Source organism: Bacillus sp. SJS (genome assembly GCF_000732485.2).
Classification (GTDB): Bacteria; Bacillota; Bacilli; order Bacillales; family Bacillaceae; genus Metabacillus_B; species Metabacillus_B sediminis.
Window position 1 is genome coordinate 37,690 of record NZ_JAQV02000013.1, and the last position, 13,684, is coordinate 51,373.

At 41.2% G+C, this 13,684-nt stretch carries 12 protein-coding genes; 7 read left to right on the plus strand and 5 right to left on the minus strand.

Annotation, left to right across the window (positions count from 1 at the left end):
- Window positions 1–7 precede the first annotated feature (7 nt).
- The 4 genes from AS29_RS06665 (at window position 8) to AS29_RS06680 (ending at window position 3,768) form a co-directional block, all read left to right on the plus strand.
- Window positions 8–1,339: an MFS transporter gene (locus AS29_RS06665; RefSeq protein ID WP_051860651.1), complete on the plus strand. Its 1,332-nt coding sequence runs from the start codon at window positions 8–10 to the stop codon at window positions 1,337–1,339.
- A gap of 58 nt (window positions 1,340–1,397) precedes the next feature.
- Complete coding sequence (locus AS29_RS06670; RefSeq protein WP_035407052.1) at window positions 1,398–2,048, plus strand: glycoside hydrolase domain-containing protein; 651 nt, start codon at window positions 1,398–1,400, stop codon at window positions 2,046–2,048.
- A gap of 81 nt (window positions 2,049–2,129) precedes the next feature.
- Window positions 2,130–3,035: a chemotaxis protein gene (locus AS29_RS06675; protein ID WP_035407055.1), complete on the plus strand. Its 906-nt coding sequence runs from the start codon at window positions 2,130–2,132 to the stop codon at window positions 3,033–3,035.
- A gap of 181 nt (window positions 3,036–3,216) precedes the next feature.
- Window positions 3,217–3,768, plus strand: coding sequence for an HD domain-containing protein (locus tag AS29_RS06680; RefSeq protein ID WP_035407058.1), 552 nt, complete (start codon window positions 3,217–3,219; stop codon window positions 3,766–3,768).
- A 26-nt stretch (window positions 3,769–3,794) separates the two neighbouring features.
- Here AS29_RS06680 and AS29_RS06685 read toward each other — a convergent pair whose 3' ends face one another.
- From AS29_RS06685 to AS29_RS06700, 4 genes are all read right to left on the minus strand, one after another.
- A complete protein-coding gene (locus tag AS29_RS06685; protein ID WP_035407062.1) occupies window positions 3,795–4,259 on the minus strand; it encodes a YkyB family protein in 465 nt (154 codons plus the stop codon).
- 86 nt (window positions 4,260–4,345) lie between these two features.
- Entirely contained in the window at window positions 4,346–5,854 is a 1,509-nt protein-coding gene (locus AS29_RS06690; RefSeq protein ID WP_035407065.1) for an HD-GYP domain-containing protein, read from the minus strand.
- Window positions 5,855–5,967: 113 nt separating this feature from the next.
- Window positions 5,968–7,263, minus strand: coding sequence for an MFS transporter (locus AS29_RS06695; protein WP_035407067.1), 1,296 nt, complete (start codon window positions 7,261–7,263; stop codon window positions 5,968–5,970).
- Window positions 7,264–7,379: 116 nt separating this feature from the next.
- The gene (locus AS29_RS06700; RefSeq protein ID WP_035407070.1) at window positions 7,380–7,874 is read right to left on the minus strand and encodes a L,D-transpeptidase family protein; all 495 of its coding nucleotides are present in this window, start codon (window positions 7,872–7,874) and stop codon (window positions 7,380–7,382) included.
- Window positions 7,875–8,024: 150 nt separating this feature from the next.
- On the opposite strand from AS29_RS06700, the gene ppx reads away from it, so the two are divergent.
- Entirely contained in the window at window positions 8,025–9,563 is a 1,539-nt protein-coding gene (gene ppx / locus AS29_RS06705; RefSeq protein WP_035407073.1) for an exopolyphosphatase, read from the plus strand.
- Between the two features lie 133 nt (window positions 9,564–9,696).
- Window positions 9,697–11,802: an RNA degradosome polyphosphate kinase gene (locus AS29_RS06710; RefSeq protein WP_035407076.1), complete on the plus strand. Its 2,106-nt coding sequence runs from the start codon at window positions 9,697–9,699 to the stop codon at window positions 11,800–11,802.
- A gap of 32 nt (window positions 11,803–11,834) precedes the next feature.
- On the opposite strand, the gene AS29_RS06715 is transcribed toward AS29_RS06710, so the two are convergent.
- Window positions 11,835–12,701 (minus strand): metallophosphoesterase, encoded by an 867-nt coding sequence (locus tag AS29_RS06715; protein WP_035407079.1) that lies wholly within the window; start codon window positions 12,699–12,701, stop codon window positions 11,835–11,837.
- A gap of 155 nt (window positions 12,702–12,856) precedes the next feature.
- Here AS29_RS06715 and fadH point away from each other — a divergent pair, with 155 nt between their 5' ends.
- Window positions 12,857–13,621, plus strand: a complete 765-nt coding sequence (gene fadH, locus AS29_RS06720; protein ID WP_035407081.1) for a 2,4-dienoyl-CoA reductase — start codon at window positions 12,857–12,859, stop codon at window positions 13,619–13,621.
- The last annotated feature ends 63 nt before the right edge of the window (window positions 13,622–13,684 follow it).

Consider the following 13,684-nt stretch of genomic DNA (forward strand, 5'->3'; position numbering starts at 1 on the left):
TGTATCCATGCCTGAAATCAAGACCGCTTCAAATAAGGGATCTATGCTTAAGTCATCCTGGCCCATCTTCTTTTCCTTGCCAGTCTTATCCTGGGCCCTTTATGATTTTGCCAATACCATTTTCTCCTCCAATATGATCACGATATTTTTCCCCTTCTATTTGGAAGAAGCGATCGGAAGCAGTGAAAGAATGGATCAGATTGCGAGTACGTTTCTTTCTTATGCAAATGCCGCAGCTGGGATGTTTCTTGTATTGTTTTCACCGCTGTTTGGTGTTGAAATTGACCGGACCGGCAAAAAGAAAACATATATCATCCGATTTACTGCTGTAACGGTCCTATGTACGGTGCTTATGGGAATCTTTGGTTCGGTCAAGCTGCCCGGAAGCCTGCTCGGTTTACCTGCTTCACTTGGTATGGTCGTCATCCTTTTTATCCTTGCAAAATTCTTTTATTCATCCAGTCTCATTTTTTACGATGCTATGATTACGGATGTGAGTAATGCGAAGAGCCTGCCGATCATTTCAGGGTTTGGGGTAGCGGTTGGTTATGTGGGAACCCTTGCAGGTCTGACTGTTTATCCATTCATAGGCGGTGAAAATTTTCATCTCGCCTTTATTCCAACGGCCATTCTCTTTGCTGTATTCACCCTGCCGCTTCTTTTTTTTACTAAGGATCAGCCCATACATAATCAGGAGCAGAAAAAGCATTTCATGAGCGGGTATAAAGAAATTTTTGAAACATTCAATGATTTGAAACGATACCGGCCTGCTTTTTTGTTTATGATTGCTTATTTTTTCATTAATGATGCTCTTGCGACGGCAATTGCGATGATGGCAATTTATGCGAAAACCATCGTCGGCTTCTCAAACAGCCAGTTCATTTTGCTTTACCTCGTTTCTACGATAGCAAGTATTGGCGGCTCCTTTCTATTTGGATTTATCACAAAAGCGCAAGGCGCAAAAAGAGCGGTTATGGCAGTAGGCTTTATCCTGATTGCTGCGCTTCTAATTGCTGTGGCAGCAACTGAGCAGTGGATGTTCTGGATGGCAGGAAGCTTATTCGGCATATCACTTGGAGCGGTTTGGGTAACATCGAGAACGCTTATTGTGGAACTTACCCCTGAGGAAAAACGCGGACAATTTTTCGGTTTATTTGCTTTCTCCGGGAAAGTATCATCGGTAGTGGGACCATTCATTTATGGCACGATTACACTGCTCCTCGCTGATTATGGCGATTTGGCAAGCAGGGCAGCACTGGCTTCATTAATGGTCATGGCTGCTGCGGGATTAGTCATTCATAACCGTATACCATACACACGGCCATCGCTATTGGATTAGAACATGCCTCCTCCTGCATATACATGAAGTGATAAGCACCCGGGAGGACGTGAAAGGCATGGCGCGCAAGGCTTGGGGAATTGATTCTGCCAAAAAGGCAGATCAGGACTTATATAATTGTGTGAAAAAATATTACGGTACCCCTGCATACTGGGGAAGGTACTTGGCTGATGTTCCGGGAGTATCCAGAGGATTATCCAAGCTTGAGATAAGTTTTATTCACAGCAAGGGTATAAAGGTTTTGCCGATTTATAACGTCTTTGATCAAGCAATACAATATGATAAAGGAGCGATCGCTGTCCGAAATGCTGTATTTCATGCCCGGCGTCTGGATATTGCAGAGGGTACAGTCATTTTTGCTAATATCGAGCATTTTTTCTCGGTACAGCCGGAATGGATTGCAGCGTGGGCTGAAAAAATGTCAGAAACCGGCTATCGTCCAGGATTTTATCATGATCCGGTTAAAGGAGATTTTTCTGAAGCGTATTGCGCTGCTGTTAGTAAAAACAGTAAAATTGCCAATCAGAGTATCCTTTGGAGTACAAGGCCTGAAACGGGAACAAGCAAGGAATATGAGGCACCTCCGTTTAATCCTGCAAAGCCTCCGTGCAAAGGGAATGTCTGGATTTGGCAATATGGAAGAGACGCTAAAAACTGCCCGATTGATACAAATCTAGCAGATGACCGCCTTTTAAAATATTTATATTAATGCTGTTAAGTTCAGATACTTCATCTCTAAGCAAAAACAGCCGATATAATCGCTATAACAGTCAATGGAAGGAAGAACAGCATGGATATGAACAAAGGAATATTACTTGACAGCGGGACAAATGAATTGGAATTGGTTGAGTTTCTAATTGGAGAAAACCGCTTTGGTATTAATGTAATAAAAGTTAAAGAAATCATTCAGCCTGCTGAAGTAACAGTGGTGCCTCATTCTCATCCAAATATTGCAGGAATTATGGAACTCCGGGGTGAGGTGCTTCCTGTAATTCATACAGCAAAAGCTCTAAATTTACCTGATCAAGAACCAACGAGAGCCGACAAATTTATTGTTACCGAGTTTAATAATCAAAAACTCATTTTTCACGTTCATGGAGTTACACAAATTCATCGGGTTACATGGGATCACATTGAGAAGCCTTCGTCCATGTACCAGGGACTTGAAGCTCATGTTACAGGAGTGGTTCAGCTAAATGAGAAAATGGTATTAATGCTGGATTTCGAAAAAATAGTGGTAGATATTGATCCGTCTTCAGGCTTGACAATAGACAGGATAAAGAAGCTTGGAAAAAGAGAGCGATCCGGCAAGAAAATAGTGGTTGCAGAAGATTCTCCGATGCTGAGGAAGCTTTTGAAAGAAACGCTGGAAGAGGCTGGATTTTCAGAAGTGGAGTTTTTCGAAAACGGAAGAGATGCGCTTGAATTTCTTGAGAATATGGCGTCTGCTGACGGCCCGATGCGTGATCGCATTCAGCTTGTTATCACGGATATTGAGATGCCGCAGATGGACGGGCATCATTTGACAAAGAGGATTAAAGAGAACACCAGGCTGCAAGAGCTTCCGGTCATTATTTTTTCTTCCTTAATTACAAACGATTTAATGCATAAAGGTGTAAAGGTTGGAGCTGCTGCTCAGGTAAGCAAACCAGAGATTGATAAGCTGGTTGCATTAATTGATCAATTTATCTTATAGTTAGGCTATGCTAGAGAATGATACTATAATAAGGCGATTTTTTACATAGGTATTTACTATGCTTAATCTTCTTCGAATCAGAGAGAAGGAAATTAAAAAATCTGACCTGCACTAGATTCCGCTTTTAACTGGATTTTTCTTCAAAGCTGCACATGATTAAGAAAGAGAGGATGGGATGTGGATGATAAGCGAAGCGAAGAGGTTTGCAGAATTTGCGCATAGGGGCCAGGTGCGCAAATTGTCCGGAGTCCCATACTTTGTTCACGTTGAAAACACCGCGACCATCCTGCTCAAAGCAGGAGCTTCTGAGGAATTAGTCGCAGCAGGATATCTTCATGATATTGTGGAAGATACAGATACTAAACTCGATGATATTAAAGAAAAATTCGGATCTGCTGTGGCAGCACTGGTGGCCTTTAATACGGAAGATAAAACAAAATCCTGGGAAGAACGCAAACAAGCTACAATTGATCACGCAGCATCCGCAAGCCTGGAAGAAAAAATGCTGTTAGCTGCAGATAAATTAGATAATCTTAAAAGCATAGATCATGAGATAATAAAATACGGGGATCAGGTGTGGCAGCACTTTAGCAGAGGGAAGGAACAGCAGGCTTGGTATTACAGCCAGGTTGTGCAGCAGCTGTACGCAAATTTAAAGCCAGAAGAGGTTCCTACGTATTTTTATTCGCTTCAAAGGCTTCAGAAGAGGCTGTTCTCTGAGACAATAAAGTAAAGCCGCGCAAATGATTGCGCGGCTTTTTAATAATGTTCGCCAAGTTTTTTAAATACAGGTTTCACGTATGTACGGGCTTGCTGCACGGGCTTACTTGTCTTTTCTTCCCTTATTCCAGTATACATCTGAAGCAAATCTTTTGCTTTTTGCAATGACAAATGGGTTTTAGGGTTGCGATACGATTGGTTGAGTGCACCTAAGTGCGGTAGTTGATGAAAATCTTCTTTTGTAGGGGGCATGTGAAAGTAATAGGAGCCTGCACATACTAAAACATCAGACTGCTGTTTGCTGAATTTGGGGTTTTGAGAAAAGTGGAGCCCTCTCTTTTCGGCCTTGCCTTCAGAAATTAATTTTATCAGGGCTTTTTTCTTTAAAAAATAAAGGAATTTAGGGTTTGTAGCTGTTTTTGCATGACGGTTAACGGTATATATGGCTTTTGCAATATTGTCAGCTGTCATGGGCAGGGATTGTTCCTTCTGTCTATCCATCATACGAAATCTCCTTAATATTCCATTTATAATAACTGGTTTAGTACAATTATACGGAACCTTGAAATAAATGCAACCAGGGAGGAGAATCACGAACTAACTTCTTCCCCCAAATAACCTTGATTTTCCATGTGCTCTAAAAACAGGTCAGTATATTTCGGATCCCACTGTGTACCTTTTCCTTCACGGAGAATAGAAAGGGCTTTGGAGACCGGCATACCTTTACGGTAGGGACGGTCAGAGGTCATGGCATCATAGGCGTCAGCAACCGCAAGAATTCTGCCGAATTTAGGGATGTTCTCGCCCTTAAGCCCCTCTGGATACCCTTTGCCATCATATCTTTCATGATGGTATTTGACACCTGGAATTAGGGGAGCCATTGCAGAAGCCGGCTCTACATTGGCGAGAATATTTGCTCCAATGACCGGATGAAGCTTAATTTCTTCAAATTCCTCTTCTGTAAGCCTTCCGTCTTTTAATAAGATACTGTCCTTTATTCCGATTTTGCCGATATCATGCAGCAGGGCGGTTTTCTTCAGCAAATCTAATTCTTCTTTACTCATACCCGAATGTTCACCAATAATAAACGCGTATTCGGCAACCCGGATGGAATGGCCCGCTGTATATAGATCCTTTGCATCTAAAGTCATAGCAAGAGTCCTGAATAGACTTTCCGTCAGAAGACTGTTTATACGGTCCTTTGCTTTCAGTCCTTCCAGCATCTGATTATAGCCAGCGATAAGCCGGGAGAATTCATCTGAATAAACTTCATTCCGGTATTCATATTTTCCTTTTTTAACGAGACGCATTCCTTTCTCAAGGCTTGCTATCGGTTCGCCTATATCCTTCAGCAAGAGAAAACATACAAAGGATGAAAATGCAATGGACATAAACATAACAATTGCTGCCCAGCTCCAGTACTCCTGGGTCATTTCAGCAGCAGCCTCGGAAAGGTGTACTTGGGTTGCCAAACTGAAGAGGAGGAGGGGGAAAATGCCGATATATATGGCCGTGAATAAAACCTTGCTTCGAATGGATGTATATATCTTGGAAGGCTGTGCCAAATCCTGATCATACAGCATGAGTGCCCTTTTTCTAAGGTCATAAAGCAAAGGCTTGATGGAACTGGTCGTCAGAAAATATTCGATGACACTATGCATACCGGCTATAAGAATGGCCCCAACCATTGCAAGTATCATATAGTACGATGGAAAGCTGAATAAACCTAATTGATACAAATAGACAGCTAGGGAGAAACCAGGCAGTGAAAAGCCAAGCAAATGGGGGATATTGATCCTGAAGATTGTACGCAAAGGAAATCTGTGTACTTGATCAAATGCTTTTTTGATTTCCTCTAGAGAAGCATCATGCTGGAGACCTGTTTTGATCGGTATTAGCTGGAACTTAAGAAACACAATATCGGAAGCGATCATACACAGAAAAGAAATCATCATAATACCAAACAAAAGAAGTATTTCTTTTGGAGTGATTGAAATGGTAGAAAAAATAAAAACAGAGCCTACACCAAAAACTGCAATCAGTGAGCCGGCAATATAGTTCGAAATTACCTTTTTAATAAAATTTGCATAAGTCTTCAATATTTCACAACCTTTGGAAGCAATAGCATGATATCCCTAATTATACTAAATTCGACAAGGATATTCATTACTAAAAATAATAAAAAAACGGCTGATATCGAATCAGCCGTCTATTATATAGTGTTCATTGTTTTTTTAGCTTTTTTTTCGCGGAGATTTTTCCGTTTTTCTTCCAGGTCTGCCTGCTCGCTGAGTTTAGGGAGCGTTAGCGCATAGAAGATAAAAACAAGAAAAATTACGGAAGCCATTCCATAATAAATATAATCAATCGTTTCAATGAATTTAGGGAAAACAAGAGCGATGAATCCTAAAGTCAGTGATTGTGCTGTCATCATAAGCGGATCAATCCATCCGCTTACTCTTCCCATTAGCTTAGGATTCACAATTTTAGGCATCCAGCCGCCAATTGCAATATTTATCGGACCTAAGCATATGCCAATAAAGAAAACAGCTGTTAAGTATACCCATAAATGGTCGGTAAAGCCCAGAAGAACAATGAGTGCTGAAGCCGCCAGGATGGGAACGATCATCATGAGGTGAGGTTTAATTCTTTTTTCAATGAATGTTGCAATCGCACTGCCGGCAAGAAGGCCGACTCCGAGCGATATGGCAAAAAATGAAGCATACCATTCGTAATTTTCAGGTGATAACTTGTATTTCATTGTAAACATCGGGAGTATAGCAAAACCCCCGTTAACAAATCCAAATACAAAGAACCCAAAAATGATGACAGCTAGAAGCTTGTTTTGAATGATATAAACAATTCCATCTTTAAAATCCTTGAAAGATGTTTTGAAATTAATGTCCTTCCAGTTAGGGCTGCCATTTGGAAGTCTTGCACCTTTTGGAATTTTGCATGCTCTGATTAATAATGCAGAGATTACAAAGCTAATAAAATCAATAACAACTGCACCATGAATCCCAATCGTTTTGTATGCAATTGCGCCAAGGCCGACGCCAAACACCATAAATAAACTAAAAAGGATTTGGTTCAAACCAGCTGCCTGTGCGTATTGTTCCTTCTTTAATATTCCCTGAACGAGGCTGTTTTCAGCCGGGAAGAAAAATTTCGTAACAGCACTTCTTAAAAATAGAATAAAAAAGATGAGAGGAATTGAATTCAGAAACAGAGCTCCGAATAGGACAACACTAAGCCCGGCACGGATCCAGTCACAATTTTCAGCTACTTTTTTTCTGTCAAACCGGTCTGCTACAACTCCTACTACAAAGAATACAAAGATAGTCGGGAGAGAGTACATAAGCTCTGCAAGCGTCGCATAATAGGGCTGGCTGCTGAAATGCTCCAGCATGTAAAAAGCAAAGGCCATGTTGCCTATGGTTGTACCCATTTGCGAGGAAAGGGCTGCAAAAAAGAGCTTTACGAAATTAGGATTCTTAAAAATCTCCATTCAAACGCTCCTATTCACCTTTAAGTCCAATCAATTGTTATTATAAGTGATTCAATCTTTTTTTAACATGGAATGTTTGTAAATTTTTAACTACAAAATTCTTTACATCGGCCCATCTAGCCGATGATGGACACTCGTGTACCATTCGGAACCGCAGCAGCTAACTCAAGAACATCTTTATTATACATTCTTATACACCCTTTTGAAACGGATTGACCTATGGAAGAAGGGTTATTTGTACCGTGTATTCCGTAACCTGCTTTTGATAAGGAAAGCCACATCACTCCGTAGGGACCGCCGGGACTCGGCTCTCTGTTCACAATAACAAATTCTCCAGTAGGTGTACTATACAGCATGCGTCCGGTAGCAATCGGATATTGCTTTACTAAAATTCCGTTTTTGTAAAGCCCCAGCTTTTTTTTGCTGATCGATACAGCAATATGATAAGGAATCGTTTTCGGATCACGAAGACCGGGAATGAAAAGCGATCTGCCTGGTGAGAGGGCAGACTGAACTGTGAGACCATTGGCTTTTGCCAGTGCCTCAGGACTGATTCTGAAATCTTTTGCGATAGAACTTACTGTTTCTAAAGCCTTGACCGTATAAATCAATCATAATCTCCCCCTTGCTGCGTCATAATGAGTGCCCATGGAAACAAAATATGCAAATGCATCCGTTTGTTTCCTTCTGGGAATGAAGTCAATAGTGCAGATTATGGTATAATGAGGTGCAAAATTCATATTGAATTAAGGGTGTTTAAAATGGAAAAAGAAAAATTTGCGATAGTGGATATCGGTTCTAATACAATGAGGCTCGTCATTTATGAACGCGATAACAGCGGCAGGCTTAAAGAAATTGAAAACGTAAAAGCTGTAGCGCGTCTGCGGAATTATCTTAATGAAGAAAATGTACTGGAAGAAGAAGGCATAAAAAAAATGCTGGATACCCTTAAAAGCTTCCAGGAGGTATCCCGCCATCATCAGATGAAGAATGTCCATACAGTAGCGACAGCAACAATTAGACAAGCAGTTAATAAAGAGGAAATTTTACAGCGCGCAGAAACAGAAACAGACTTTTCTATCCGGCTGCTTTCAGAATATGAAGAAGCTTATTACGGATACTTGGCAGTCGTTAATTCCACATCGATTAAAAATGGAATTACAATTGATATTGGGGGAGGAAGTACAGAAATAACCCTCTTTGAAAACCGGGAGCTAAAGGAATATCACAGCTTTCCTTTTGGAGCCCTTTCCTTAAGAAAAAGGTTTGTTAACGGAGAACTTCCAGATGAAAAAGAATCGGCCCTTTTGAATGCTTATATTAAAGAGCAGCTTCAAACTCTTCCGTGGCTTAATAATAAACGTCTGCCGGTGATTGGAATTGGAGGAAGCGCGCGGAATCTTGTACAAGTCGATCAGGCATTAAAGGAATATCCGTTTGCGGGCGTTCACCAATATGAAATGACACCGGAGGATATAAAAAACGTCCTCACATATTTGAAGTCACAATCGTTCGAAGACTTACAGCGTGTAGATGGTCTGTCCAAAGACCGTGCCGATCTGATTATTCCTGCAGGGATGGTGTTTCAAATTCTTTGCAGCCAGGTACAAGCGGATCGATTCGTCATGAGCCGCAAAGGACTCAGAGACGGCGTGTTCTTTGAAGACCTTTCCAGGGAGTATGGAATCAGCGCTTATCCGAACGTGGTAGAGGAGAGCTTTTATGAAATGGCTGCTGACTTTCGTATTGATTTAAATCACGTCATACCGGTTACAAACATGGTTTTTGATTTCGTCCGGCTACTGGAGCACCATTCTCTTGTTTCCTACTCAGATGAAGAACTGACCGACTTAAAGAGGGGTGCCTTTGTTTTTAATTTAGGACAATATATTGATTCAGAATCAAGCAGCAAGCATACTTTCTATCTGCTTGCCAACCGGACCATAGATGGATTGACACATAAGGAAAGGCTTAAAACAGCCTTAATTGCATCATTCGTGAGCAAAGCATCCTTAAAGCAATATTTGGAGCCATTTCAGGATTGGTTTACAAAGGAAGAACAAAAAAACATCCGGACATCCGGAGCTGTTTTAAAATTCATATACAGCTTTAATTCAACGAAGCGAAACATTGTTGACTCTTTGGACCTGGCGATTATAAACGGTGTTTTAACGGTTCATGCCTATTGTTCCGCTGACTGGGGACCGGAGGCGTATCAGGCAGAAAAACATAAAAAGCATGTGGAAAAATTATTCAGAATGCCTGTAGAGATTATATTTAGTTATTCTGAAAGAGTTTAATCTTTCTTGTTGAGGGTAAGTAGGAATTGAACAAATCGGTTTTTCTTCATTCACACAATTATAACAAAAAATTTACATAGCTTTGAATATACTTTGCTAGGATAACTAATAGAGAAGGGTGGCGGATAATTTAATGACAACAACGAAGAATGCGATTGAGTTAAGCAGTCCTGCTTATTATAACAACAGGGAACTTAGCTGGCTTGCGTTTAATGAACGAGTATTAGAAGAAGCGATTGATATAAGAAACCCTTTGCTTGAGAGACTTAAATTTCTTGCAATTTTCAGCTCCAATCTTGATGAGTTTTTTATGGTAAGAGTTGCAGGCTTGAAAGATCAAGTGAAAGCCGGTTTTAATAAGCCGGAAAATAAGGCAGGGCTGACACCGAAAAGACAGCTCGCTAAAATAGCAGAGCTTAATCACCGGCTGGTTGCCGTGCAAAGCAGTACCTTTACAAAAACACTTCTTCCGGCACTGAAAGAAGAGAAAATTGAGTTTTTAACGTTTGATCAGCTGTCTTCAAAGCAGCTGAATCAGCTGGAAGATTATTTTGACGAGCAGATTTTTCCGGTTTTAACCCCTATGGCTGTAGATGCATACAGGCCGTTTCCGATGCTTTTGAATAAAAGTTTGAACCTTGCGATTGTATTAAGTGATCCGGATGCTCCGGATGAGCTTCGCCAGAAAACAGCGATTGTTCAGGTTCCATCAGTCCTTGAGCGGTTTGTTAAATTGGAGCATCCTGAAAAAGATCATTATGTTCTGCTTGAAGATATTATTGCTCATTTTATTTTTAAGCTCTTTAAAGGATTCCAAGTGCAATCTGTTACCCAGTTCAGGATTACAAGAAATGCCGATATGACCATCCACGAAGAGGGTGCGCGTGATCTGCTGAAAGAGATTGAAAAAGAACTGAAAAAAAGGAAATGGGGAGCAGCGGTCCGTCTGGAACTGAAAAAAGATGGATATGACAGAAATGTCCTTCAATATCTGCTGCATGAGCTTGAAATCCATGAAAAAGATGTTTACGAAGTAGAAGGGCCGCTGGATTTAACCTTTTTATTCGGTTTTTCTAAAGAGCTTTCTGCAAAGCATGACCATCTTGAATTCCAGACGCTGATTCCACAGCCGCCTAAAGACCTCCATTCTGATCAGCACGTTTTTGAACAAGCTTCAGAACGTGATATTTTTCTTCATCATCCCTATGAATCGTTTCAGCCTGTTGTTGACTTTGTAGCGGATGCAGCAGATGATCCCGATGTACTGGCAATCAAGCAGACTCTCTACCGTGTGAGCGGCGGTTCTCCCATTATTGAAGGGCTGAAGAGAGCTGCAGAAAACGGGAAACAGGTAACGGTTCTGGTTGAACTAAAAGCAAGGTTCGATGAAGAAAATAATGTTCAATGGGCGAAAGAGCTTGAAAAAGCAGGCTGCCATGTTATTTATGGAATGACATATTTAAAAACCCATAGCAAAATCACCCTCGTTGTCCGCAAAAAGAACAACCGGATTGAGCGGTTTGTCCATCTTGGGACAGGAAATTACAATGAAAAGACAGCCAATATCTATACCGATATGGGGCTGATTACTTCAAAAAGAAAATTTGGCATAGATGCCACCAACTTCTTTAACTATTTAAGCGGCTATACGGAAAAACCTGAGTTCCACCATCTATCCGTTGCGCCTTTCGACATCAGAAAAGATTTTATTCAGCTGATTGATGAGGAAATTGCCTTTCAAAAAAAATATGGAAATGGCCGTATTATATCCAAAATGAATTCACTGACCGATAAATCCATCATTATGAAACTGTATGAAGCATCGAATGCAGGCGTAAAGATTGACCTGATCGTGAGAGGAATCTGCTGTCTGCGTCCTGGAGTTAAAGGTGTGAGCGAAAACATTAGGGTACGCAGCATTGTAGGCCGTTTTCTTGAGCACAGCCGCATTTACTATTTCCATCACAATGGAGAAGAAAGAATGTACCTGTCCTCAGCCGATATGATGACGAGAAATATGGAAAAAAGGGTGGAAATCGCCTTTCCAATCTTTGATGGCCACATTAAAAAACGCATTAATCGGATCCTTGCTATTCAGCTTGAAGATAATATGAAATCAAGGGAGCAGGACTCAGACGGGATATACAGCTATGTGAAAAAAGATAAGGATGCCCCTGAGATCGACAGTCAGCTTATAATGTTTGGGATGGCCTATCAAGTGCTTGAAGATGAAGAATAACAAAAAAAGTCCGATATTTCCCGGACTTTTTTTTATGTGCTGACACCTTTTAATGTGAATACAGTTAATTCAGGTACAGATAAAAAGCGAAAAGGCAGCCTGGTTGTTCCTAGCCCCCGGTTTACATAAAGCTTTTTAGAACCGAATTCATACAGACCTTCTGTATATTTATCAGCATATGGAGGGGTGATAAGCGGGCCGTATAAAGGAAGCTGTATTTGGCCTCCATGGCTGTGGCCGGAGAGCTGCAAATCGATATGAAGCTTTTTTGCCTGAATCCAGGCATCCGGTTCATGAGCTAGAAGAATGTTGTATGTGTTAGGGGTAAATGAGCGAACTGTTTTTTGATAGTCTGGTCTCCCAAGAATCAAATCGTCCAAACCTGCGATGTTTATATACGAGCCATCCAGGAGACTGACTTTTTCAGATTCGTTTTTCAAGACTTTAAAGCCTGAGCGCTTCAGAATTTCCGCATAAATATCGCTGCCATAGCCCCCGTGATCATGATTCCCGTATACAGCATATTTTCCAAGTGGAGCTTTAATATCCTCCAGATGCGGAATGATCTCTTCCGTTCGGCTGTAATGAAGAGGATCGTCCATTAAATCACCAGTGAAGACGACTAAATCAGGGGTAAATCCATTGATCGTATCTTTAATTTCCGCAAGCTGGCTGATTGAGTAATACTCGCTTAAATGCGTATCACTGAATTGCACGATTTTCATTCCATTGAATCCGGTTGGAATTTTAGGACTGATCAGCTCCAGTTCCTGAATATCCAGCAGCTTCGGCTCCAAGTACCTTGCGTAGCTATATCCGCCAATGGAGCAAAAAAAACCAGCAGCAGTAAAAGACAGAAAACTCTTTAGGAATAACCGCCGGGACATCTTTTTATTCATATTTCCCTACCATCCTAATAAGTAATGACTAATTATACCATGGTTTTTTTAAGAAAATGATCGAATGGCGGACAAGAAGAAAATAGTTCAAAATGGATGGCTGTGTATGCTAAGATATGAATGAGTATTCATTCACTAGATGAGGGGGATTATTCATGGGAGAAAAAGTTATAATCATTACGGGCGGATCCAGCGGGATGGGAAAAGCCATGGCAAAACGATTTGCACAGGATGGACTAAATGTGGTTATAACCGGTAGAACTGAGGAAACGCTTGAACAAACGAAAAAAGAGATTCAGCAGTCGGAGGGGCAGGTTATGACTTTTGCAATGGATGTCAGACAGCCTGAACAAGCATTAGAGCTCGTCCAGGCTGTTCATGCCCAATTCGGGAGAATAGACGGGCTCATCAACAATGCTGCAGGAAATTTTATATGCCCGGCAGAAAAACTATCGGTTAACGGCTGGAATTCCGTAATCAATATCGTCCTAAATGGAACATTTTATTTAAGCTCCAGTGTTGGAAACTATTGGATTGAGCAAAAACAAAAAGGGGCAATCATCAACATGCTTGCTACATATGCATGGGGAGCGGGAGCCGGAGTAATTCATTCAGCAGCTGCAAAAGCAGGTGTACATTCCATGACACGCACATTGGCTGTTGAATGGGGCAGCCGCTATGGCATAAGGGTGAATGCAATAGCGCCTGGACCAATTGAGCGGACAGGCGGAGCCGATAAATTGTGGGAATCAGAAGAAGCAGCTAAACGCACACTAGCAAGCGTTCCGTTAAAAAGGCTTGGAACCCCTGAAGAAATCGCAGGTATTGCTGCCTTTTTAATGTCAGATGAAGCTGCATATATTAATGGAGAATGCATCACGATGGATGGGGGTCAATGGCTTAATCAGCATCCATTTTGACAGAAGATCAGCCTGCAGAATTTCTGCAGGTTTTTTAATTAGAGCAGGTTCCTCGTGGGGCAG

Coding starts and splice junctions, on each gene's coding strand:
- AS29_RS06680 (WP_035407058.1), top strand. CDS start 3,217: ATGATAAGCGAAGCGAAGAGGTTTGCAGAATTTGCGCATAGGGGCCAG.
- AS29_RS06710 (WP_035407076.1), top strand. CDS start 9,697: ATGACAACAACGAAGAATGCGATTGAGTTAAGCAGTCCTGCTTATTAT.
- ppx (WP_035407073.1), top strand. CDS start 8,025: ATGGAAAAAGAAAAATTTGCGATAGTGGATATCGGTTCTAATACAATG.
- AS29_RS06675 (WP_035407055.1), top strand. CDS start 2,130: ATGGATATGAACAAAGGAATATTACTTGACAGCGGGACAAATGAATTG.
- AS29_RS06685 (WP_035407062.1), bottom strand. CDS start 4,259: ATGATGGATAGACAGAAGGAACAATCCCTGCCCATGACAGCTGACAAT.
- AS29_RS06665 (WP_051860651.1), top strand. CDS start 8: ATGCCTGAAATCAAGACCGCTTCAAATAAGGGATCTATGCTTAAGTCA.
- fadH (WP_035407081.1), top strand. CDS start 12,857: ATGGGAGAAAAAGTTATAATCATTACGGGCGGATCCAGCGGGATGGGA.
- AS29_RS06715 (WP_035407079.1), bottom strand. CDS start 12,701: ATGAATAAAAAGATGTCCCGGCGGTTATTCCTAAAGAGTTTTCTGTCT.
- AS29_RS06670 (WP_035407052.1), top strand. CDS start 1,398: ATGGCGCGCAAGGCTTGGGGAATTGATTCTGCCAAAAAGGCAGATCAG.
- AS29_RS06695 (WP_035407067.1), bottom strand. CDS start 7,263: ATGGAGATTTTTAAGAATCCTAATTTCGTAAAGCTCTTTTTTGCAGCC.